We start from the raw sequence: 21,398 nt of genomic DNA on the forward strand, positions 1-21,398 counted from the left end.
CATGACCACGACGCTCGACACCCCCTTCGCCCGGCTGCGGGCCGCATACGACGAGGACGGCTGGTGCCCCGTACCGTTCCGGTTCGACAAGGCGGCGGTCGACCTCATACGTGAGCACGTCGATTCCATCTGCCAGGAGCGCCGGCCGGAGGTCGTCTACGAGAAGGGCAGCGACGTGGTGCGGGCCATCCACGGCTGCCACGCCTTCGACGACGTGTGCGCCGCGCTCGTGAGGCACCCGCGGCTCGTCGCCCTGGCCGAGGCACTGACCGGCAAGTCCGTCTACGTCTACCAGTTCAAGGTCAACCTCAAGCAGGCCCAAGAGGGCGCGGCCTGGCCCTGGCATCAGGACTACGCGTTCTGGAGCGAGCAGGACGGCATGCCGAGCCCGGCAGCTGTCAACATCGCGGTGTCGCTGGATGACATCCACGAGGAGAACGGCCCCTTGGTCGTCGTCCCGGGCTCTCACCGTCTCGGTCTCTTCGATCTCCCCGAGACGGGGGACGACAAGGGCGATTGGCGCCAGCACGTGTCCGCGGACCTCGCCTACACGGTGACCGCGGACACGGCCGAGGCGCTGGCCCGGAAGAGAGGCAAGGAACGTGTGATGGGCCGGGCCGGTTCGATCCATGCTTTCCACCCGAGCATCGTGCACTCGTCGTCGAACAACATCTCCGCGGACCGTCGCGCTCTGCTTCTCATCACGTACAACACGGTCGACAACGCCCCGCCCAGCCCGACGCGTCCGGAGTTTCTGGTCGCCCGGGACTCGGCTCCGATCGCGGCTCGGCACGACGACAGACTGGGCGTCGAGGCCGACGAGCAGGTACTGGTCGGCTGACGGCCCGGGCAGTTCACCGAGAGGGCGTGGGCACGTGAGTATCGTCGACACCGTCAGGCGGTGGCGGGATGCCGCGGTCCGCGAGGTCTGCTGCAGCGAGTGCCTGTGGATCCATGCCCGGGGACTGCCTGCCGCGGGGCACGCGGAGGAACAGTCAGCCGCAGCCGTCCGGGACCACCGGGTCAGTCCGCCGATTCGGCTGGTACCGCGACGGCTGCGACCACCAGGCCCTGACCGACCGTCCACCAGCCGCTGAACTCGTCGACCGTACGGCCGTCCACCACGGGCGCCGTGACCAGCAGCCGAGCTCGGAAACGGCGGCTGTCCGGAGTGAACGTCAGCCGTGCGCCGTCGAATCCGAGCCACGCACCCGTCAGCGGGAACCAGGCCTTGTACACCGCCTCCTTGGCGCAGAAGAGCAGTCGGTCCCAGTGAACATCCGGTTCGGCTGCCGTCAGTGCGGCGAGCATCGCACGCTCGGCGGGCAGCGTGACGATGCGCAGGGTGCCCCCGGGCAGGGGCTGGTGGGGTTCGGCGTCGATGCCGACCGCGCGGAACCGGTCGGTCTCCGTGACGGCGGCGGCGCGGTAGCCGGGGCAGTGAGTGAGGCTGCCTGTGACACCGTCGGGCCAGCGAACGGCTCCTCTGTGCCCGGGGAGGAGCGGAACGGCGGGCCGGCCCAGCTGAGCGAGGGCGAGCCGGGCGCAGTGTCTGGCCGTGCGGAACTCCCGCTGCCGCTCGGGCACCGAGTTGCGGATGACGAGTTCCTCCTCGGCGTACGTCGGTGGGCCGGTGTGGTCGCCGAACGACGAGAAGTAGGCGATCGAAGGAGGGAGGACGCGCTTGAGCACGGATGTCACCGCTGACCGCCGGGGGTGCGGGCTGTTTCGGCGAGGCAGTCCTCGGGGCTGGGCCCGGTCGGCAGGCACAGAACCGACCAGGCCGTGGGGATGCCGGCGCTCCCGGTGGCTACGAAGACGATCTCCCTGCCGGAGACCGGCTCTTCCGCCTGGACCGACATGAGCCGCCGTTTCTCTAAGACGAGGAGCTCGGCGAGCGTCTGAATCTCGGCGTCGAGGGGTCTGTCGTCAGTCGGCAGCGCGTCCACGACGTGGTGCGCGTGGTCGACCAGTGGCCCTGCCGCCGTCGCCATGAACGCGTTGCGGCGATCGGTGCCGAGACGGAAGGCGTCGGCGAGGAGTCTGATGGTGTCCTTACGCGGCCGGCTCACCCGGCCCCGTTCGAGATCTCGTATGGCTCGGACACTGAGGCCGGCCAAGTCGGCGAGCTCCTTCTGGGTGAGCTTGGCGCGTATGCGCATCTCTCTGAGGACTGTGCAGAAACTGGGCAGCTTGTTCAAGGCTCGACTTTCATGATGGGGAGGGTGAGGTGCAGCAGTACCCGCAGTCAGCAGTTTCCTCGGAGGCGGACGGAAGAGACCTGGTCGCCGAGGTGCGGCGCCAGTTCCGGGGAATCCCGTTCAAATGGGCACCCTTTGTTTCGGCGGGTCCCATAGTCCTTTCCGCTGAGCTGGGGGACGAGGTCCGCGATGCCTCCGTCCGCCTGATCGACCTGGTGCACCGCGCGGTCCGGTCCCTCGCCGGCACCCCGGTGGCCCGGCACCGGAAGCTAAAGCTGGACCCTGAGCTTGAAGTCCTTTACAAAGACACCGATTTCGAGGACCGCTATGCCGCGGTCATTTCGCGCCCGGACGTTGTTCTCACCGAGGAAGGCTGGAAGTTCGTCGAGCTCAACGCCTGTGCGGGAGTGGGGGGGCCGACATGGGTCCATCTCTTCAACGATGTCTGGAGCAGGACCCTGCCGTCGGACCTGCTCCAGGGGCTGCGGCTGGAGCGGCCGTTCGAGGCCCGCAATGCCATGCTGAGGAGAGTCGCCAAGGAACTCGAAGTCGATCCGCGCGTGGCGGTCATCGGCTGCGCCGAGTACATGAAGCTTCCCACTCTCCGTTACTACGAGGTGGAAATCGAGGAGATGCGGAGGGCGGGGATCGAGTCGGAGTACTTCGAACCCGAGCAATTTGTCCAGGTGTCGACTGGGAACGGTCCCGGTTCGTTGTTCCCGCTGGGACTGCAGAGGTGCGTACCGCAGGAGTGGCTGGAGAACGGTCGCGACCTCGCCCCCCTGGAAGCCATGCGGAACACGGGGACGACCGTGCTGGCGTCGCAGAGTTCCTACCAGCTGAGCAGTAAGGCGGTTCTGGCCATGCTGTCCGTTGGCCAGGACTGGATGACGGACGACGACCGGGAGTTCGTGGAGCGCTACGTTCCGTGGTCACGCGAACTCGTCGAATCGGTCGTGGACTTCCATGGGGAGTCGTGGAAGCTGAGCCAACTCGTGCGTGCGGGGCAGGACTGCTTCGTTCTCAAGCGTACGGACAGCAACCGGGGTAACGGAGTCTTCATGGGCTCCGAGATGGATCCGGTGGCGTGGCGGGCGCTGTTGCATGACGCCTTCGCGTCGGGCGCCTGGGTGGTGCAGGAACGGGTCACATCCCAGCGGATTCCGGTGAGCCTCGTTGAACCCGGCAGCGGACGCGTGATCGAGACGGAGGCGCCGACGGTTTTCGGTCCCGTCGTCATCGACGGAGAGCTGGCGGGCTGTATGGCGCGCTTCGACGTGGCGAACAGCAACGATGTCATCTCCTTTGACAAGACTCATGTCCTCATGAACTCCGTCGCATGGAGCACACGGTGACGGCGGGCAGACCTCTGACGGCCCCGGAGGCCTGCAGTCGCGTCCGGCCTAGGCCCTATTCCGACATCCGGCATGCGTACTCATGCGCACGCTGAAGATCTTGCATGGACATGACTACGTTAGGCAAGTAGTTGACAAACTGTTCGGGGTCATTTAACAACCTTTTAAACTGTCGCATTCTTGACTCGCTGCCGCAGGATCAGAGGGAAAGAATGCTCTCGGCCCGGGATGCGCCGCTACAGTTCGAGTCCGCCGAACGGCAGAAAATCCTCTTGACTTGACGATCGGCGATGGATTCCCGGGTCACTACAGTTGTCCGTAATATACCCAAAAGGCGGCCACTGTGATGGCTGGTGGCTGTCAGCCCGGTGTGCTGAAGGCCTTGCTGTCAACGACCATTCGGCCGCAACGTCGACAGGTTTCAGCCTTTTGATCAGTGGTCGGGTCTTCGGGAGCGATTCCCCCGGGAGACCCGACTACTAGGTCGTCAGAACCGGTTTCTTGCAGATCTTTCCGGTCTGGTCACAGCGGACCGAACGGGATGGATCCCGTTCTTTCTTCCAGGTAGAGGTTGAAGTTGCTCGAGCAGCCAGCATTCGGTCGGCGTCTGCGTCAGCTGAGACAGCAGCAAGGGAAGTTCCAGGCACATTTGGCAGGGTCTGGGATGTCCGCCGCCTATGTGTCACGGCTGGAATCCGGCGACCGCCGTCCCACGGAGCGGGTAGTGGCGTACTTGGCCGAGCGGCTCGGTATACCGGCGGAGAGCTTCGAGGAGCAGCCCGAGGACCGCCTCACCAACGCGGTCACCGCCGTCGACACCCTCCCGGAGGGCGAGGTCACCGAGGAGACCGCCCTTCTCCTCGCCGAGGCCCTGGACACCGCCACGGACGCCGATCCGGTGATGCGGTGGCATGCGCTCGCCCAACTCGCCCGGATCCATGAGACCCTCGGCGACTTCCTCAGCCAGCGCCATGCCCTGTGCCGCCTCAACGAGCTGAGCGACGAACTGGCCCGTCCCATGCTCCAGATCCGGGCGCGGTTGCGGATGGCGCACTACGCCTGTAACCACGGCGACGCGGAGACAGCCCGCCGGGCGGCGCGAGAGGCGCTCGCCCTCAGCGAGCAGTACGTCCCGCGGATCTTCGCCCCGGGCGAGCTGGTCCGGGTCAATCTCGTCCTGGTGTCCGCCGAGGCGGAACTGGGCGATCTCGCCAAGGCGGCCCTTCACATTGACAAGATCTGCGGATCGTTGGAGCGCACCGACGGTGCTCTGGCCGCGGAAGTCTTCTGGACGGCGGCCACGGTCAGCACCCGGCAAGGAAACCTCGCCCGCGCCCTCGGCTTCCTGGAGGACGCACTGGCTGCGGTCGACAGCCGGGACAACCTCATTCTGTGGATCAGGCTGAGGCTGGCTGTCGCTTCCCTGTCCCTGCAGGCCCTGCCGCCCCGGCTGGCAGAGGCCGAGTCGTACCTGGATAGCGTCGAGCCCCTCCTCAAGGTCACGGGGCCCCTGCGACACTGGTACGAACTGCTCTTCCTCAAGGCGAAGCTCGCCTTCCACCAGGGCGCCCTCGACCGTGCCGCCCTTCTCGCGGCCGAGGCCGAAGGGGGCGTCAAGATGCTCTCGTACCGCGACCAGGTCCGCTATGAAGTCCTGCGCGGAGTCCTCGCCCTGAACTCCGGGGACGCGGACGCAGGCGCCCGGCTCAAGGAGATCATCGCTCAGGTCCAGACGGCCAACATGCCCGATCTCGCGGCCGAGGTCTGGCGCACGGTGGCCGAGAGCACTCTGTGACCCGGGATCCGGAGGGCCGTGCGGGCAGTGCCCATGGCATTCCGGCCATGCTTCGGCCGGAGCCGCAGTGTGCCGGCCCGCGCCCGGGCCGGCACACCCCTGTGGTCAGGCCTTGAGCCGGGCCATCCACGCCTCGACCTCGTCCGCCTGCCGCGGCAGGCCGGCCGAGAGGTTCTCATTGCCGTCCTCGGTGACGAGGATGTCGTCCTCGACGCGCACGCCGATGCCCCGATACTCCTTCGGCACCGTCAGGTCGTCCTCTTGGAAGTACAGTCCCGGCTCCACGGTCAGGCACATGCCCGGCTCCAGCACGCCCTCGACGTACATCTCGGTCCGGGCCGCGGCGCAGTCGTGCACGTCCAGGCCGAGCATGTGACCGGTGCCGTGCATGGTCCAGCGGCGCTGCAGCCCCAGCTCCAGGACCTTCTCCACGTCCATGTCGCCGAACAGGCCCCACTCGACGAGCCTGGAGGCGAGGACGCGCTGAGCGGCCCGGTGGAAGTCGCGGTACGGGGCACCCGGCCGCACCGCCGCGATGCCGGCCTCCTGGGCCTCGTAAACCGCGTCGTAGATCTTGCGCTGCAGGGGCGTGAACCGGCCGTTGATCGGCAAGGTGCGGGTCACGTCTGCGGTGTAGAGATTGCGGGTCTCCACGCCGGCGTCGAGCAGCAGCAGTTCACCGTCGCGGACCGCGCCGTCGTTGCGCACCCAGTGGATGGTGGTGGCGTGTGGCCCGGCGGCGGCGATCGTGCTGTAGCCGACGTCGTTGCCCTCGACGCGGGCGCGCAGGAAGAACGTGCCCTCGATGTACCGCTCCGACGTGGCCCGCGCCTGGTCGAGGGAGCGGACGACGTCCTCGAAGCCACGGGTGGTGGCGTCGCAGGCGAAGCGCAGGTCGGCGATCTCGAACTCGTCCTTGATCCGGCGCATTTCGGAGAGGAAGACGCGGAACTCCTCGTCGCGTTCCGCAGTGACCTTCTCGGTGAGGGCCTCCTCGATGCCGGCGTCGTAGCCGCGCAGCAGGCGGACCGGGCCTGTGCCCTCCCGGAGCGCGTCGGCGAGGATGCGGACGTCCTCGCAGGGCAGGCCGAGAAGTCGCTCGTTCTCGCCGAGGCTGTTGCGGCGGCCGTCCCACAGCTCGCCGCGGTCGGAGAGCCAGAACTCGCCGTTCTCCCGGTCGGATCGTGGCAGGAGGTAGGCGGTGGCCTCGTGGCCGCCCTCCTCCCGGGGTTCCAGCACCAGTACCCCATTCTCGGTCTGGTCGCCCGTCAGATACGTGTAGTCGGAGGAGGGACGGAACCGGTAGACCGTGTCGTTGGCGCGGACCTTCAGGTTGCCGGCCGGGATCACCAGGCGCTCGCCGGTGAAGCGGGCGGACAGCTCGGCGCGGCGGCGGGCCGTGTGCCAGGCCTGCGGGATCGGCTGCAGGTCGTGCTGCTCGGTGTCGGCCCAGCCTTGCTTCATGTTCTCGGCGAGCTGCTCACTCACGTCCCGCTCCAGACCGTTCTTGCGCTGTTCAACGGCCTCGCTCGCCTCGTCCTCCGGGATCTCCGCGGTCTCCGGGACCGGGAGTCCCCGGCCGATCTCCTGGCTCTCAAGCGTCTGCTCCGTCACGCCGCCTCCATCGTATGGGAAAGCATGAACAATACTCCGCCCAAAATATTCGAATCACCCGAGTGGAGGCATTTCGGCCGATGTCAAGCCCGGAGCTGTTGTGTGGCGCACCGAATAAACTCCCATTGACAGCCGGTGATCTCCGGCCTTAGCATGACGAGCCATCATATAGGGCGAACGCTACGGGGGTTGTCGCCGCTGAGTCACGGCAGTTGGTTCCTAATCGGTGGCGGATCGACTTTTCTCGACCCCAGAACCTCCGGATGATTTCGAGTCATCCATTCTGTGCTGACAGGAGAATTGTGTCCGAGAGTGCGTCGCCGTCGAATTCCGGACTGGGTTCCTATCTGCGATTACTGAGGTCGCCCGGCGCTGGCGCGCTGGCCTTCTGGGGAATGGTCGGCCGGTTCCCGATCGCCATGCGCTCCATCGGCTGTCTGATGCTGATCTCGGCCGTCACCGGATCGTTGGGCGACGCCGGCACGGTGGCGGCGGCGATGCTCATCTCTCAGGGAGTGGCAGCCCCGTTCCTCGGACGCTTGGCTGACCGACACAGCCAGCGCAAGGTGTTGCTCACCACCTGCCTGGGTCATGCGGTCGGCATGACACTGCTGCTGGTGTCGATCGGGCTGGAGCTTCCGCTATGGGCCATGGTCGCCGCGGCCGTGGTCACCGGGTGCACTTCCGTTTCGTTCACCGGCTTCATGCGGGCGCGCTGGGCGGCGTTCGTCGACCAGAGTGCGCTGCGTACCGCGTACGCCATGGAGTCCATGCTCGACGACACGATCTTCCTCCTCGGACCGCTGCTGGTCACCGTGTTGAGCTCGTCGGTGTACCCGGCAGGAGGGCTGGTCGCCTGCGCGATTCTGACCGTGACCGGCTCGATCTTCGTGGCGCTGCACCGGCGGTCCGAGCCGACGAGCGTCCAGAAGCCGGGCGAGCGTCCTCAGCGGGCGATCACGGTGCCCGGGGTCTGGGTGCTGATGATCGCCTACGCTGGCATGGGCTTCCTGTTCGGGGCGGTCGACGTCACGATGATCGCGTTCGCCCAGGAGCGATCGGCGCCCGGTCTCGGCGGTGTGCTGCTGGCGCTGATCGCGGTGGGCAGCCTTGTCGCCGGGGCGGTCTATGGCGCCGTCAACTGGCGTGTGCCGCAGGTCAGACTGCTCGCGGTCACTACCTGTGTGCTGACGCTCAGCGCGGTCCCCCTGGCCTTCGCAGACTCCCTTCCCGTGATGGCCGTCCTGGCGGTCGTCGCGGGCGTCGCGGTCTCGCCCGCCCTGATCGCGGGCAGCACGCTCCTCGAATCGGTGGCTCCGAAGGGCGCCCTGTCCGAGGCGTTCTCCTGGCTCAACAGTTGCGGCGCCCTCGGCATCGCGTCGGGCACTGCCGTCGGCGGGCAACTGGCCGACCTGGCCACTTCTGCGCATGCCGCATGGGCGGGGGCTGCCGGCGGACTCGTCGCCCTGGTGCTGAGTCTCGTCGGACAGTCGGTGCTGCGGAGGGGGGCGTTGGCCGCGCAGCCGGCTCCTGAAATGGCAACAGCAGAACAGTGAAGAACGAGGACAGAGTTGTGAATACAGCGCATTCTGTGTCCGGGCGGGACAGTATCGGGGGCCTATCGGTTCCCCGTATCTCGTTCGATGAGTTCCTGGCCTTCGGGCGGCAAGCCCTCATCCGGGCTGACGTCCCGGTGGTCATCACCCTGCCGAAGGGCGCCCAGGGCCTGGGTCGCGACGGCGTGGCCGAGCGCCTCGGCGACATGACGGTCACCCTGTTCACCGAGCCGGGCAACAAACAGAACCGGGAGCGGTGGACTACCAGGGAGATCAGGCTACGTGAGTTCTTCGAGGACGACCGGCACATGAACGATCCCAGCACGTGGAACCGCATCGTCTCGAACTTCCGCAACAGCCCGACCGACGTCAACGCGATCCTCGGCTTCGACGCGGGGAGGCTCTTCGACTACCGCGGCCCCATGAACGCCGCCAACCTGTGGATCAGTCACAAGGGCGTGTTCACCCAGAGTCACTTCGACGAGCTGGAGAACTTCAACATCTGCCTGGAGGGCAGCAAGCGGTTCGTCCTGGCTCCTCCCGGCTTCTGGGAGTACTACCCAAGGTCGCTCAGGCGCGGGTTCGGCGACAAGTCGCAGGTCTTCGACTTCGACGACGTGGACTGGGCGCGCTATCCGAAGCTCGCCGCCAAGCTCGCCCAGCGGCGCGAACTGGTCCTGAAGCCCGGCGAGATGCTCTATCTGCCTCTCGGCTGGTGGCACCAGGCCGAGTCGCTGGACGACATGAACATCAATATGAACTTCTGGCTGCGCGACCCGAAGATATTTCGCCGCCCGTACGTGCTTGGCGTGGCGATCTACACCGCGGTCTACCGGAAGCTCAAGGGCGTCTACAACTACGAACCGGCGGATACCACGTCATGACCGAGCGCCAGACCATCACCCCCACCCACCGGTACCGCAACAACGACAAGCTGATCGGTATCGGCAACGAGTTCTGGGACATGTCGGAGCGCCACGGCCTGGCCGGGATCGTGGCCGACTTCGACGCCGAGACGGGAGTCCTGCGCGCCACCGAGGGCCATGAGTTCATCCCCGCGGGCCACGAGTTCGTCAACTTCAGCTGCTGCTCGTACCTGGATCTCGACTCCCACCCCAAGGTGATCGAGGGTGCCGTCGATGCACTGCGCCGCTACGGCGTGCTCGACCACTGCATCGCCCGCAGCCGGGTCCAGATCCCCGCCATGCAGGAACTGGAGACCTCACTCGGGGAGCTGTTCGGCGCCCAGGTCGTCTGCTCCATCGCCGCCAGCACCGCGACCTTCGGCCTGCTCCCGCTGATTGCCTCCGGCCATTTGGGCAACGGCCCCCGGCCATTGATGATCTTCGACAAGAACGCCCATGTGTCGATGGCCAACGTCAAGCCGGTCTGCGCCGACGAGACCGAGGTCGTCACCTCCCGCCACCACGACCTTGAGTTCATCGAGGACATGTGCAAGAAATACGCCCAGGTCGCCTACGTCTGCGACGGCAGCGACAGCCTGGGGGGCTACGCGCCGGTGAAGGAACTCGCCGACCTCCAGGACAGGTACGGCCTGCTGGTCTACTATGACGACTCGCACTCGCTGTCGGCGTACGGCGAGCGGGGCATCGGCTACGTCCGTACGCACAACCCGGCCAAGGATGAGCGCACCATCACGGTGGTCACCCTCAACAAGGCATTCGGCACCAGCGGTGCGGCGATCGTGCTCGACGGGCAGTCCAAGGAGACGCTGCGCATCATCGAGCGTTTCGGCGGCGCCCTGAACTACTCCCAGCTCCTGGACACCGCTTCGGTGGGAGCCGGCCTCGCCTCGGCGGAGATCCACCGGACCGACGAACTGACCACGCTGCAGAGCCGCCTCTACCGCAACATCGAGCTCTTCGACTCGCTGATCCACACCGACCAGGGCGGCAGCACCTTCCCGATCCGGCTGGTGCCGATGAGCGACGTGACCGTGATCGAGGCGGGCCGTCGCGTCATCGAGGCCGGGTTCTACGTCTCCCCGGTGTTCTTCCCGATCGTCGCGCGCGGCACGGCGGGCCTGCGGGTCATGATGCGCGCGGGCCAGACCGAGCAGCAGATCCGCGACTTGGGCAAGGTGCTGGTTGAGGTGGGCGCCCGCCCGGCCGGCCCGCTCGCGGCCGAGGCGGCCCGGTGATGGGCGCGGCCCGGGCCATCCCCCGCAGCATCCTGTACACGTCGGCGCTCTCCCTCGACCAGGTCGTCAAAGCCTGGTCGTACGACGCGGACCTCCATGTGATCGACCTGGAGGATTCGGTCCCGCCGCAGCAGAAGGCGGCGGCGCGAAACGTGTGCCGGGCAGCCCTGGAGAAGGCCCCCGAGCCGGCGAACGTCGCCGTGCGCGTCAACGAACTGGGCACCATGGAGGCGGTCCACGACCTGCTGATGCTTGCTGAGTGTCCAGTCAAGCCCGGCTTCGTCGTGATGACCATGGTCGACTCCGCGACTGAGGTCGCCCTGGTGCGCGACACCCTTGCCTCGGCGGGTGTGCATCCGCAGATCTATGTGACCCTGGAGACGCCCCGTGCCGTCGCCGGCGTCGACGCAATCGCGGAGGCAGCCGACGGCCTGGTGCTCGGCTCTGCCGATCTGGCCGCCACCATGGGCGTCGAGATCACCTGGGCGAACATGCTCCCGGCGCGGCAGGCGATGGCGATGGCCTGCGCCCGCTACCGCACGGCCTGCATCGACACCGCCAACTTCCGGCTCGGTGAGCCCGCGGCGCTGGCCGAGGAGATCGCCCGCATCCACGAGCTGGGCTTCCAGGGCAAGGTGACTGTGCACCCGGCCGAACTGGCTGCGATCAACCGCGCACTGCGGCCCGATCCGGAAGAGCTGCGCCGGGCCCGGCGCGTCACCGAGGCCGTGCTAGCGGCCGACGGCGGTGTCGCGCTCCTGGACGGGAGCATGGTCGGCCCGCCATTCGCCCGCATGGCCCGTACGACGGTGGCGCTCGGGGATGCGTGGGCGCAGCGGTTCGGGCGCAGCGCCAAAGGCACGTGGAGCGACGGCGAGGAGGCAGCCCATGACCGTCGTTGACGACACCACCGGCATCACGCCCGGAGCCGTACCCCCCGTCTCCGTCGCCGTCATCGGCACTGGGGCCATTGGCCAGGACCTGGTCAGCAAGGCGCACCGCTCCGAAATCCTGGAGTGCGCCGTGGTGGTCGGACGCAGCCCCGACTCCGCCGGCCTCCGGTACGCCGCCAGGCTCGGCTACCCGACATCGTCGGACGGGATCGACGCGATCCTCGCCGCGCCGCGGCCATTCGATGTCGTCTTCGACGCCACCAACGCCATGGCGCACGCCGAACACTGGCGGCGACTTGAACCGCTGGGCACGCTGCTGATCGACATGACGCCCAGCAAGATCGGGCAGATGGTTGTGCCGACCGTCACCGGCACGCAGGCGCCGATGGTGCGCAACATCAACCTGATCAGCTGCGGCGGGCAGGCGTCGGTTCCGATCGCGCACGCGCTCGCCAACCGGTTCGACGTGGAGTACATCGAGGTCGTCTCCACCGTGGCCTCCACAATCGCGGGCCGCGCGACCCGGCTGAACCTCGACGAGTACGTGGCCACGACGCAGCACGCCGTCACCGCGTTCTCCGGTGTACGCGACACCAAGGCGGTCCTCAACATCAGCCCTGCCGTCCCCCCGGCACCCTTCCGGACGGCCGTCCACGCGGTCGCCCCGGGAGCCGACGCCGAGGCGGTGCGCGCCGTCGTCGCCACAGCGGCCGAACAGGTCCGGGCCGTCCAGCCCGGCTACGAGGTCGTCGCCTGTACGGTGAGCGGCGACCGGATCACTGTCTCCCTGGAGGTCATGGCGGACAGCGAGGTGCTTCCGCCGTACGCCGGGAACCTCGACATCATCAACTCGGCGGCCATCATGGTCGCCGAGCAGCATGCTGCCCGGCTCATCTCGGCAGTCCGGACGGGGGAGCGCCGATGAGCTCCGTGACGATCCACGACCCGACGCTGCGCGACGGCCAGCACGCGGTGCGGCACCAGCTCGGCGCCGCCCTGCTGCGTGGGTACGCGGAAGCCGCCGACGCCGCGAGGATCCCGGTGGTGGAGGTGGGCCACGGTAACGGCCTGGGCGCCTCCTCGCTCCAGGTCGGACGGGCCGCAGTCAGCGACGACGAGATGCTGTCGACCGTGCGGGAGGCGCTGACCACCAGCAAGATGGGCGTCTTCATGCTGCCCGGCTGGGGCACCTCCGCCGATCTGCGCAAGGCTGTCGTGCACGGGGCCGACATCCTCCGTATCGGTGTGCACTGCACCGAGACGTCGCTGGCCGAGCGCCACCTCGAATTCCTGCGGGCAGAGGGCGCCGAGGCGCATTGCGTGCTGATGATGAGCCATATGGCAACGCCCGCCGAGCTGGCCGAGCATGCGGCGAAGGCCGTGGGGTACGGGGCGCAGGCGGTCGGCATCATGGACTCCGCCGGCCACTTCCTGCCCGAGGACGTCACCGAGCGGATCGGCGCGATCGCCGGGACCGTCGACGTGCCCGTGATCTTCCACGGGCACAACAACCTCGGCATGGCCGTCGCCAACTCGGTGGCCGCCGCCGGGGCGGGCGCCACGATCATCGACGGCTGCGCACGCGGCTTCGGTGCCGGGGCGGGCAACACCCAGCTGGAGGTGCTCGTTCCGGTCCTGGAACGCACCGGGTTCCGCACCGGAATCGACCTGTACGCGCTGCTCGACGCCGCCGAGTTCGCGGAGCGGGAACTCATGCCCGCACCACCGGTCACCGGCTCACTGAGCATCGTCAGCGGTCTGGCCGGAGTCTTCTCAGGGTTCAAACACCAGGTGCTCGACCACGCCGTGCGCGCCGGGGTCGACCCGCGCGACGTGTTCTTCGAACTCGGCAGGCGCCAGGCCATCGCCGGTCAGGAGGACTTGATTGTCGACGTCGTCGCCGAGCTGAGCACCCGTAAGGACGGCAGGGTCGCATGACAGGACCGTTGATGATTACCGCCGGGGACATGGCGGGCGAGGAGCGTCTGCTCGGCGTGATCGACGCGCTGGCCGACGCGTTCGCCGATCTCTCCGCGGGCAGGACCGCCTCGCCGTCGCGGACCGTCGTCCAGCACGGCCTGCAGCGGGAGCTGCTGGCAGGGACGGCGGTCTGGGAGCGGCGTGGAGTGGGCAGCGTCAAGATCACCACGCTCACTCCGGACAATCCCGACCGCGGCCTGCCGCTGATCCACGGCGTGGTGGTGCTCACGGACCTGGAGACCGGGCGAGTCACGGCGCTGCTGGAGGGCGCCGAGCTGACCGCCGTCCGCACGGGCGCGGTCGCGGCTCTCGCGACCCGCCTGTGTGCCCCGAAGGACGCTGAGGACCTAGCCCTCATCGGTGCCGGGGTGCAGGCGCGGGCGCTGGTACGGGCGGTGTCGGCGGTCCGCCCGGTTCGCTCGGTGCGGGTGTTCTCTCGCACCCGTGCCCGTACGGAGACGTTCGCCCAGTGGGTACGGGACACATCGGGCCCCGCGGTGCAGGTCACGGTGTGCGACACCGCCCGGGATGCCGTGCTGGACGCCCAGATCGTCTGCACGGCGACCTCGACCAGCGACCGCACGCACCTCGTGGCCGCCGACTGGTTGTTCCCCGGGGCACACGTCAATGTGATCGGCGGCACCCACGAGGACGCGGTTGAGGTCGAACCGGCGCTGCTCGCGGACGCGTTCGTCGCCGTGGAGAAGCGGTCCGTAGCCGTCGAGGAAGCCGCCGAGGTACGGGCCGCGCTCGCCGCAGGACTGATCGGCGAACATCAGCTGGTCGAACTGGGCGCGCTGGTGGACGGGTCGGCCGCAGCGGATGGCCGTACCTCGGTGTTCCGCGGCGTTGGCATGGCCATCGAGGACACGGCCGCTGCGACAGCGCTCTACGAGGCTTCGTGCGGCTGAGGGGCATCGTGCCGCGTCTCGCGGCAGCGGACCATGAAGGAGCGCTCGAACACGATTACCGTCTCCCCGGTCGACTTCCTGCCCGTCGTCTCCACCGTGACGATCCCATGCCCCGGGCGGGACTCGGACAGCCGCTTATGGAGGATCCGGCTCTCGGCGTACAGCGTGTCGCCGACGTACACCGGGTCCTTCAAGCGGACCTTGTCCCAGCCCAGGTTGGCCACCGCCCGTGCGGAGAGGGCCTGCACGGTCATGCCGCCGATCAGGCAGAGTGTGATCCCGCTGTTGACGAGGACCCGCCCGTACTCGGCGCCCTCGCCGTAGGCGCGGTCGAAGTGCAGCGGGTGCTGGTTCATGGTGAGCAGGGTCAGCCAGGTGTTGTCGGTCTCGGTGATGGTGCGGCCCGGCCAGTGCCGGATCAGCATTCCGGCCTCGAAGTCCTCGTAGTCCCCGCCGTGCTCCTCCACGTACTCATTGTCCCGAACGCGGCGCAGCGTCATGCGTTGATCTCCCTTGTGCGATACGGCGGTTGCCGGGCGGTGCGACTGTAGGCTATCCACATCGCGGATGAGCACCTGTCTGACATGGGCACATGCCATCCGTACCGGATTTGGTGTCACGAGTGGATCGGAAGGGTCGGGGGGAAGGCGCATGAGTGCGCTCGTGGAGGTCGGTACGCAGGCGCCGTCGGGCCACCCGTGGTTCGGCAACCACCGCATGGCCACGCCGGCCCTGCCCCCGGCCACGATCCGCCGGATGCTTGACCACGAGATACGGGACACCGGCTGGCCGTACCAGCGGCTGCTGCCCGCAGCGCCCATTGTGCTGCCGCGCGCATCGTACGCGGAGTTGTTCCAGGTGACCGCCGCGCTGCTCGACCTGGTGCGCCGCACCGCGCTGGAGACGGCCACCAGCACGGAGGGTCGGCTGGCGGCGTACCGCATGCCAGAGAGTGAGCACCAGCTCTTCATGGCCGATCAGTTTCTTGAGGAGCGGTACGCGGACTGCGTGACCCGCCCGGACATCGTGATCGGTCCGAACGGCCCGCAGTTCCTGGAGTTCAACGTCAGCGGGGCGCTCGGCGGCCCTGTGGAGGTGCGTTCCCGCCTGGCGGTCTGGCGCGACCTGTACGCCGACGACCAGGGTCGGGTGCCATTCAGCAGCCAGGACCCCTTCGCAGTACGCACCGAGATGTTCCGCGGCCTGTGCGCGGAGCTGGGCGTGGCGCCCCGCGTGGCGGTGCTGGGCAGTGCCCGCGACCAGGGCGGCTTGACCCGCTACTTCGACATGCAGACCGAGTACTTCGCCAGCCGAGGCCTGACCGCGCGATTCTTCGAGCCTGAGGACCTCTACCAAGCCTGGGACTGCCCGCCGCACCTGCGCTACCGGGTCGGGCTGAGGGACTTCACCATCCCGGACTGGCTGGAACTGGGCATCGACACCGCGCCCGTACAGGATGCCCTGGACCACGGCTGCCTGCTAGTGGGCACCCAGACATCCACCTTCCTGTCCAGCAAGCTCACCATGGGGCTCCTGTCGGAAGGCCGCCCGTGGATGAGCGCCGCCGAGCAGGCCCTGGTCGACCGGTACCTCCCGTGGACGCGGGTGCTGTCCCACCGCTTCACGCACCGGGGCGACCGCAAGGTCGACCTCGTCGGGTACGCCGTGGACAACCGCGAGTCGCTGGTGCTCAAGGCGAGCATCGGGATGAGCGGCAAGCAGGTCGCCATCGGCCGCGAGACGGATCCGGCGGAGTGGGAGACGGCGGTGATCGCAGCTGCCGAGGCGGGCACCAGCATCGTCCAGGACTTCGTGTCCCCGCGCACCTGCCGCCTGTCCCTGGCCGCCGACGGCGCGGACGAGCCCCACGACGCCGACATCGCACCGGTCCTCGGCCCGCTCCTCTTCGGCGGCCGCCCAGCGGGCATGCTCGCCCGCTTCTTCGGCGACGGCACAACCGGCATCGTCACCGTCCACGGCACCCACAGCTCCGACAACTGCGTGGTCGCCGTCTGACGCGACTGGTGGCGGCTGGGGGCAGCGCGTCAGCCTGAATCTGCCGGGACACGCCCAGCGGGCTGGTGTTGAGCTGGTACCCCACACGCTTGCTTTGGCCCCCAACGGGCCCTGGCCTCGCACAACGCGTACTACACCACGCCACTGTGTGCTGTCGGTAAAAAAGCGTCCTTGGCCCAAGTGATCGGAACGCGATCACATGTTCTGACCATCGTCGACGGCGTGTGGGCCCTGTCCCTGTGGCGTGCCCGCACGGTGGTGGGGGCGAGCGGGATCGCCGTGGTCGGGGTGGTCCGGGTGCGGAAGTGGGCCTGGCCCGACGTTCAGGACATCGTCGTGGAGACGGAGTCCTCCCCACCGTGCGACAGCCAAGGGCGGCAGACCACCCTGCCTCACGTTGCCGACCGCCATCTGCCGGATCTCCACGCCCTGCGACCCCGGTAGCCCCGCTGGTCCTGGCTGGGCTCACCCCTCCCCGGGCGGGTAGGGCCGCGCACCGCGCAGAGGGGGGGGTGGCGTCTGCGGGTCCGGCACGGACCCTGAGGCAGCTTCCCACACGGCTGCCCTGCCGCTCTGTCCCGTCCGGGGGGCGGTGGGCTGCTGGAGTTTGCCGGCGGTGAGCTGGCTGTGCCTGGTCCTGGTGTGGGACAGCACACCCCCCGGGCGGGACCTCGGTCCCCGCCCTGGTCGTGGAGCCGTGCGGCGTACAGGGCGGGCAGGGACGGACGGTTCAGCCTCGGGTGAAGGTGAAGGTGATCCCTGCCTGCCCCGCCAGTTCACCGCCGGACCCGAGCAGGGACACCGTTCCCTTCGCGCTCACCTCCGCGCTGAACGTCACCTCGTTCAGCTGGAACTCGCCCGCGCGCTGGGGCAGCGAGGCGATCACGTCCTGCATCGTCGTGACGAAGTCGCCGAGGCGGGAGCGGAGTTCCTCGGCAGGGATCTCGGTGCGGGCGGCCCGCCATTCTTCGAGGCGTCGCAGGGTCAGCCGGTCGGTGCGACCCGAGTCGGTGTCCTCCAAGCCGAGGACGCTGATCGTCTTCGCGGTGTCAGGAGCGGGCTGGATCTGAGGCACGGGGTCTCTCCTCGGGTGTCGGGCGGACGTGCAGGCCGGGATCGGCGTAGGCGGCATACGTGAGGCCCAGCGGGTTGCGCAGCGTGTACAGCAGGTGCAGGCGGGACTCGAGCAGTGCTCTGCCCAGCGGGATCCTGCGGACGAGGAAGCGTTCGTACAGCGCCGTGGAGAACGCGGCGGCGATGTCGTCGGGGATCTCGGTCTCGGTGCCGATGAAGCCGCGGTTGCCGTTCATGAGGAAGAGGTACGGGAACGACGGCGCTCCCGGGGCGCGCACCCGGCCCGACCCGCAGGCGTTCATCATCACCAGCGGCAGGTCGAAGTCGCGCACGTCCTGGCTGGCGCCGAGGGCGACGAGGTCCGCTCCGAGGGCGCCCAGCGTGATGCGCGAGTGGTGTCCCGCTCCGCTGAGTTCGATCTCGGAGGCGAGTGTGTCGTCCGAGCGCGTGTAACAGTGACAGGCGAAGTGCTGTACCTGGTCGGGCAGTTCGCGCCGGGTGCCGTCGAGGAGGAGCCGGGGGTCGAAGATCTGCTCGGCCAGGCCCGGCCCGCGCTCCGCGCCGTCGGGGTACGGGCCTTCGAGGTCGATGTGCGCGCTTGCGGCACCGCTGAACCAGGCCAGCTCTTCGACGGCTCCTTCGAGGTGCTCGTAGTACAGGTAGCGGGCGGGGACCCGGCCGTAGGGGCCGGTGTGCAGGGTAAGGCCGCCGTGGACCGGGGCGGGCAACATGGCCCGGCGCACCACGCACGAGAAGCCCACGAGGCTCCGGCAGGCGGTGATGAAGTCGTCCGGGGTCTCGATGGGCGCGCCCGGGAACATCCGGAACAGCGGCAGGAACTCCAGGGGCAGGAAGCCGTCCCGGCCGCCGACGCACTCGACGAGCGGGGGCGGCAGTTCGGGGTTCATGCCGTACGGCAGGGCGTCGTTCCAGAACGCCTGGAGTTCCTTGAGGACGGCCTGCTGTCCGCCGAAGAGGATGAAGAGCAGGGTGCGGCCGAGGCCGTGCAGGCTCTGGAAGACCCGGTTGAGGTCCTTGTCCTCGACGTCGAACGCGGTGAGTTCGTCCTTGAGGCGGGTCAGACCCCGGTCCAGTTCCTGGCGGACCCTCAGCAGCGCGTCGCTGCCGAGCAGAGTGGCGCGCACGGGCGCGACGCCGGGACGCTGGGCGGTGAACTCCAGCCGGATCGCCTCATCGGTGGTCAGGACACGTACGGAGACGTCCGGCGGCCGCGCCTCGTTCATGCGTCGCCTGCCGCCCCTGCCGGGGCCTGTACCTCTACCTTGAGGGCGACGACCTGGACCAGGTGGCCCGCCTGGTAGAGCTGGAACCACACCTCGTGGCCGCCCTCCTCCTCGGGCAGCCGGAACTCGAAAACTGTCTGCTGCTCGTTCTCGACAAGGAGGTTCCTGCGCTGTGGCAGGGGTGTGAGCGTCGAACTGTCGGCCATGGCGTCGAAGGACACCGTACGGGAGTCCCTGCCGCCCTCGACGCGTACCGGCTCGAAGACGAAGAAGTCCCGGCCCGGAGGGCTCTCGACGACCGACGGGAGGTCACGGGCGCGTGCGTCGCGCACGACGGAGACGAACAGCTTCACCCGCCGCCCCGCCGGTGCCGTGACCACGCCCCCCTCGGCCCGTACGTCCTGCTGCCCCCGGTCCAGCTCGATCGCGAGGTAGCCGACGAAGTTCGACAGGGCGGGGCCGGCCACGGACTCCTTCACCGAGGAGTGGATCGCGGCGCGGACGTCCCGCTCGAACTGCCGGTGCAGTTCCGTCAGATGGTTCTTCAGGTGGCCCTTCAGGCCTTCGGCGACGGGACCGGCCGCCCGGCCGGCGACCTCCCGCGCGAGGGCGCTCACATCGAGGTCCGCGCCGGCGGCGCCGGCCGGGAACCGCGCATCGAGTGAGGCGTCCCTCTCCCGGACCGCCTGGCGTACCTCGGCGCGTACGCCGCTGCGCACCCGTAGCGCCACGAGGTCGGCGAGTTCGTCGAGCCGGGCGCCGTCGGGAAGCTCCGGCTCCTGCGGCCGGTGCCACCCGGATCGGTCCGGGGGCTCGTCACCGCTCAGCGCGCCGGCCAGCCGGATCATGTACGGGCCCGAGGGGTCCGGCGGCAGGGTGATGTGCATGCGCTTGGCCAGGTCGTACCGGTAGACCTCGACCGCGTCCGCCTTGGCTTGGCTCACCTCGGCCAGCAACCTGCGCGCCTGCACCAGCGCTATCGCCGCCACGACCAGCGGCCCCCAGACGAGCGGGACGGGCCGCCAGTCCGTGTAGCGGAAACCGCCGAAGCCGGTGAGCGCGATGAGCAGCCAGGCACCCGCCGTGCCCAGGGCCGCGGCGATGGTGATCCGCCAGACGAGGACGCCCCGCTCCCCGCCCCGCACCTGTCGCAGGACCTCGTCGGAGGCGACCAGGGCGATCCGGGGCCAGACCTCGTCGATGACGAGGCCGGTGGTCAGAACCGTACGCCGGTGGACTTCGTTCACGGCGGCAGACCGCAGGGGATGTGCGAGACGCCGCCACCAGGTGGAGACGCTGCCCGGAGTCGAGTCCCACTCGCCCAAGCGGCGCTCCCGTACCCGCTCCCGCTCCCGTTCCCGGTAGCGTTCCCAGGCCTGCTCCCGCTCCCAGTCCCACTCGCCCTCCGGCGACGACCACCCAGGCCCGTACCCGTCATGCCCGCGCGACAGCCGGCCGGAGCCATCCGGACGCCCCGCAGGCCCGGCATCCTCCCGAGCCAGCCCACGTACGCGCCGGGCCATCTCGGCCGTCCAGCCCCGCGGCTGTCCGCTGCCCGTCCACAGCAGTACGACGTTCTGCACCAGCAGCAGAGCGGCACCGGCCACGGCCAGCCAGCCAACCCGCAGCAGCCGTTCGCCGGAGTCCGCTGCGCTCCACGGCTCCCCGGAGGACATCGCCCACGCGACACTGCCCAGCGGGACCAGAATCCCCGCGAGCTGCGCCCCCGGCGGAGCCGTCCGGCCGCGACCACCGGCGGTCCTTCGACGGAGAGCGGAGGCGAGGCAGAGCGCACCGACGACGAGCAGCGGACCGCCCACCACGACACCGCCCGCCCACCACGCGGCTACGGTCTCACCCCGCAGCGCGAAACCCGCCACCACACCGCCCGCCCCCAGGGCCCCGGCGCCCCCGAACACCTTGAGGTACCTGTCCTCGACCGACCAGTCCTGCGCATCGGACAGCCAGAAACCCGCGGCCAGTGCCACCATCGCACCACCGAGGGCCCAGGCCGCCCACAGAGGCCCCTCAGCCGCGAAACGGGCGGTGAGCCAGGCCCCGCACGCCTCGGCCAGAGTGAAGGCAGCGATGGTGAGGACGCCGTCGGACGGGGTGTGGCCACTGGCCGAGCCATAGCGGCCGCTGGCACTGGCGGTACGCCAGGACCCCACGCCGAGCAGCGCAAGGAACACACCTCCGGCCGCCCAGGCCGTCACGTCCTCCTGGCCGCGGGACAGCCTGGCGATGATCACCGTCAGTTCGCCCACACAGACCGTCGCCAGGATCCCAGTCGTGTACAGGTGCAGCGTCCGGGTTTCCCCCTGACGAGTGGACTGGCGGCTGCGCCGGACACGAGCGACGGCCGCCTCGGCACACCACGCGGCGGCCGCCGCGACCACCAGCCACCCGCTGAGCAGCCACAGACCGTGCGCCGCAGCGCCGTGCACGGGAACGAGCACCACACCCGCGCCGCCCACGGCGACCAGGACAGCCGCGGCCGTCGCGAAGAAAGCGACGCCCCGCGCCGTGCCCGTGCTCCCCGCCATCACATCCCCGTCGGCTACTCCGAGTCCGGCAACTCAACGACCAGTATGGCCA

General features: G+C 68.9%; 19 protein-coding genes. 12 read left to right on the forward strand and 7 right to left on the reverse strand.

Going from position 1 to position 21,398, the window contains the following annotated elements; all coding sequences use genetic code 11:
- Position 1: 1 nt before the first annotated feature.
- Positions 2 to 841: a phytanoyl-CoA dioxygenase family protein gene (locus tag IE97_RS0114550; RefSeq protein WP_030238289.1), complete on the forward strand. Its 840-nt coding sequence runs from the start codon at positions 2 to 4 to the stop codon at positions 839 to 841.
- 182 nt (positions 842 to 1,023) lie between these two features.
- Here the strand turns inward: IE97_RS0114550 and IE97_RS0114555 are convergent, their stop codons facing one another.
- Complete coding sequence (locus IE97_RS0114555) at positions 1,024 to 1,692, reverse strand: 4'-phosphopantetheinyl transferase family protein (protein WP_030238291.1); 669 nt, start codon at positions 1,690 to 1,692, stop codon at positions 1,024 to 1,026.
- A 5-nt stretch (positions 1,693 to 1,697) separates the two neighbouring features.
- Positions 1,698 to 2,162 carry a helix-turn-helix domain-containing protein gene (locus tag IE97_RS38460; RefSeq protein WP_078603243.1) on the reverse strand — a complete coding sequence of 155 codons (465 nt, stop codon included), beginning with the start codon at positions 2,160 to 2,162 and terminating at the stop codon, positions 1,698 to 1,700.
- A 68-nt stretch (positions 2,163 to 2,230) separates the two neighbouring features.
- Here IE97_RS38460 and IE97_RS0114565 point away from each other — a divergent pair, with 68 nt between their 5' ends.
- Positions 2,231 to 3,556, forward strand: coding sequence for a hypothetical protein (locus IE97_RS0114565; protein WP_030238295.1), 1,326 nt, complete (start codon positions 2,231 to 2,233; stop codon positions 3,554 to 3,556).
- 577 nt (positions 3,557 to 4,133) lie between these two features.
- The gene (locus IE97_RS0114570; protein WP_030238299.1) at positions 4,134 to 5,351 is read left to right on the forward strand and encodes a helix-turn-helix domain-containing protein; all 1,218 of its coding nucleotides are present in this window, start codon (positions 4,134 to 4,136) and stop codon (positions 5,349 to 5,351) included.
- Between the two features lie 105 nt (positions 5,352 to 5,456).
- On the opposite strand, the gene IE97_RS0114575 is transcribed toward IE97_RS0114570, so the two are convergent.
- Positions 5,457 to 6,899 carry an aminopeptidase P family protein gene (locus tag IE97_RS0114575; protein ID WP_420706086.1) on the reverse strand — a complete coding sequence of 481 codons (1,443 nt, stop codon included), beginning with the start codon at positions 6,897 to 6,899 and terminating at the stop codon, positions 5,457 to 5,459.
- Positions 6,900 to 7,267: 368 nt separating this feature from the next.
- Between IE97_RS0114575 and IE97_RS0114580 the strand changes: the two genes are divergently transcribed.
- The 7 genes from IE97_RS0114580 to IE97_RS0114610 are packed head-to-tail and all read left to right on the forward strand — an operon-like array spanning position 7,268 to position 14,466.
- Positions 7,268 to 8,521, forward strand: coding sequence for an MFS transporter (locus IE97_RS0114580; RefSeq protein WP_051704967.1), 1,254 nt, complete (start codon positions 7,268 to 7,270; stop codon positions 8,519 to 8,521).
- 17 nt (positions 8,522 to 8,538) lie between these two features.
- Positions 8,539 to 9,405 carry a cupin-like domain-containing protein gene (locus tag IE97_RS0114585; RefSeq protein ID WP_234310649.1) on the forward strand — a complete coding sequence of 289 codons (867 nt, stop codon included), beginning with the start codon at positions 8,539 to 8,541 and terminating at the stop codon, positions 9,403 to 9,405.
- Entirely contained in the window at positions 9,402 to 10,682 is a 1,281-nt protein-coding gene (locus IE97_RS0114590; RefSeq protein ID WP_030238316.1) for an aminotransferase class I/II-fold pyridoxal phosphate-dependent enzyme, read from the forward strand. Before IE97_RS0114585 ends, IE97_RS0114590 begins: the two co-directional genes overlap by 4 nt.
- Complete coding sequence (locus IE97_RS0114595; protein WP_037844323.1) at positions 10,679 to 11,584, forward strand: HpcH/HpaI aldolase/citrate lyase family protein; 906 nt, start codon at positions 10,679 to 10,681, stop codon at positions 11,582 to 11,584. Before IE97_RS0114590 ends, IE97_RS0114595 begins: the two co-directional genes overlap by 4 nt.
- Positions 11,571 to 12,500, forward strand: a complete 930-nt coding sequence (locus IE97_RS0114600) for an acetaldehyde dehydrogenase (acetylating) (protein WP_030238324.1) — start codon at positions 11,571 to 11,573, stop codon at positions 12,498 to 12,500. The genes IE97_RS0114595 and IE97_RS0114600 overlap by 14 nt, the downstream gene beginning before the upstream one ends.
- The gene (gene dmpG / locus IE97_RS0114605) at positions 12,497 to 13,513 is read left to right on the forward strand and encodes a 4-hydroxy-2-oxovalerate aldolase (protein ID WP_030238331.1); all 1,017 of its coding nucleotides are present in this window, start codon (positions 12,497 to 12,499) and stop codon (positions 13,511 to 13,513) included. The genes IE97_RS0114600 and dmpG overlap by 4 nt, the downstream gene beginning before the upstream one ends.
- Positions 13,510 to 14,466 (forward strand): ornithine cyclodeaminase family protein, encoded by a 957-nt coding sequence (locus IE97_RS0114610; RefSeq protein ID WP_030238336.1) that lies wholly within the window; start codon positions 13,510 to 13,512, stop codon positions 14,464 to 14,466. Before dmpG ends, IE97_RS0114610 begins: the two co-directional genes overlap by 4 nt.
- Here IE97_RS0114610 and IE97_RS0114615 read toward each other — a convergent pair.
- Complete coding sequence (locus IE97_RS0114615) at positions 14,445 to 14,966, reverse strand: MaoC family dehydratase (RefSeq protein WP_030238339.1); 522 nt, start codon at positions 14,964 to 14,966, stop codon at positions 14,445 to 14,447. The two genes, IE97_RS0114610 and IE97_RS0114615, sit on opposite strands and share 22 nt — an antisense overlap.
- Positions 14,967 to 15,117: 151 nt before the next feature.
- Here IE97_RS0114615 and IE97_RS0114620 point away from each other — a divergent pair, with 151 nt between their 5' ends.
- Both IE97_RS0114620 and IE97_RS0114625 read left to right on the forward strand, forming a co-directional pair.
- Positions 15,118 to 16,482, forward strand: a complete 1,365-nt coding sequence (locus IE97_RS0114620; RefSeq protein WP_030238343.1) for a hypothetical protein — start codon at positions 15,118 to 15,120, stop codon at positions 16,480 to 16,482.
- A 180-nt stretch (positions 16,483 to 16,662) separates the two neighbouring features.
- Positions 16,663 to 16,926 carry a PH domain-containing protein gene (locus IE97_RS0114625; protein WP_030238347.1) on the forward strand — a complete coding sequence of 88 codons (264 nt, stop codon included), beginning with the start codon at positions 16,663 to 16,665 and terminating at the stop codon, positions 16,924 to 16,926.
- 286 nt (positions 16,927 to 17,212) lie between these two features.
- On the opposite strand, the gene IE97_RS0114630 is transcribed toward IE97_RS0114625, so the two are convergent.
- The 3 genes from IE97_RS0114630 to IE97_RS0114640 are packed head-to-tail and all read right to left on the reverse strand — an operon-like array spanning position 17,213 to position 21,346.
- On the reverse strand, positions 17,213 to 17,557 hold the full coding sequence (locus IE97_RS0114630) for a hypothetical protein (protein ID WP_030238351.1): 345 nt from the start codon (positions 17,555 to 17,557) through the stop codon (positions 17,213 to 17,215).
- Complete coding sequence (locus tag IE97_RS0114635; protein WP_030238355.1) at positions 17,532 to 18,800, reverse strand: CHAT domain-containing protein; 1,269 nt, start codon at positions 18,798 to 18,800, stop codon at positions 17,532 to 17,534. Before IE97_RS0114635 ends, IE97_RS0114630 begins: the two co-directional genes overlap by 26 nt.
- Positions 18,797 to 21,346 (reverse strand): hypothetical protein, encoded by a 2,550-nt coding sequence (locus tag IE97_RS0114640; protein ID WP_030238360.1) that lies wholly within the window; start codon positions 21,344 to 21,346, stop codon positions 18,797 to 18,799. The genes IE97_RS0114635 and IE97_RS0114640 overlap by 4 nt, the downstream gene beginning before the upstream one ends.
- Between the last annotated feature and the right edge of the window lie 52 nt (positions 21,347 to 21,398).

Origin of the sequence: Streptomyces sp. NRRL S-455, from assembly GCF_000717875.1 — a bacterium.
In the GTDB taxonomy this organism is placed as follows: domain Bacteria; phylum Actinomycetota; class Actinomycetes; order Streptomycetales; family Streptomycetaceae; genus Streptomyces.

Bases quoted from the DNA above. Each gene is read 5' to 3' on its own strand.
- IE97_RS0114590 (WP_030238316.1), top strand. From the start codon at position 9,402: ATGACCGAGCGCCAGACCATCACCCCCACCCACCGGTACCGCAACAAC.
- IE97_RS0114620 (WP_030238343.1), top strand. From the start codon at position 15,118: ATGAGTGCGCTCGTGGAGGTCGGTACGCAGGCGCCGTCGGGCCACCCG.
- dmpG (WP_030238331.1), top strand. From the start codon at position 12,497: ATGAGCTCCGTGACGATCCACGACCCGACGCTGCGCGACGGCCAGCAC.
- IE97_RS0114615 (WP_030238339.1), bottom strand. From the start codon at position 14,966: ATGACGCTGCGCCGCGTTCGGGACAATGAGTACGTGGAGGAGCACGGC.
- IE97_RS0114550 (WP_030238289.1), top strand. From the start codon at position 2: ATGACCACGACGCTCGACACCCCCTTCGCCCGGCTGCGGGCCGCATAC.
- IE97_RS0114610 (WP_030238336.1), top strand. From the start codon at position 13,510: ATGACAGGACCGTTGATGATTACCGCCGGGGACATGGCGGGCGAGGAG.
- IE97_RS0114635 (WP_030238355.1), bottom strand. From the start codon at position 18,800: ATGAACGAGGCGCGGCCGCCGGACGTCTCCGTACGTGTCCTGACCACC.
- IE97_RS38460 (WP_078603243.1), bottom strand. From the start codon at position 2,162: ATGCGCATACGCGCCAAGCTCACCCAGAAGGAGCTCGCCGACTTGGCC.
- IE97_RS0114600 (WP_030238324.1), top strand. From the start codon at position 11,571: ATGACCGTCGTTGACGACACCACCGGCATCACGCCCGGAGCCGTACCC.
- IE97_RS0114640 (WP_030238360.1), bottom strand. From the start codon at position 21,346: ATGGCGGGGAGCACGGGCACGGCGCGGGGCGTCGCTTTCTTCGCGACG.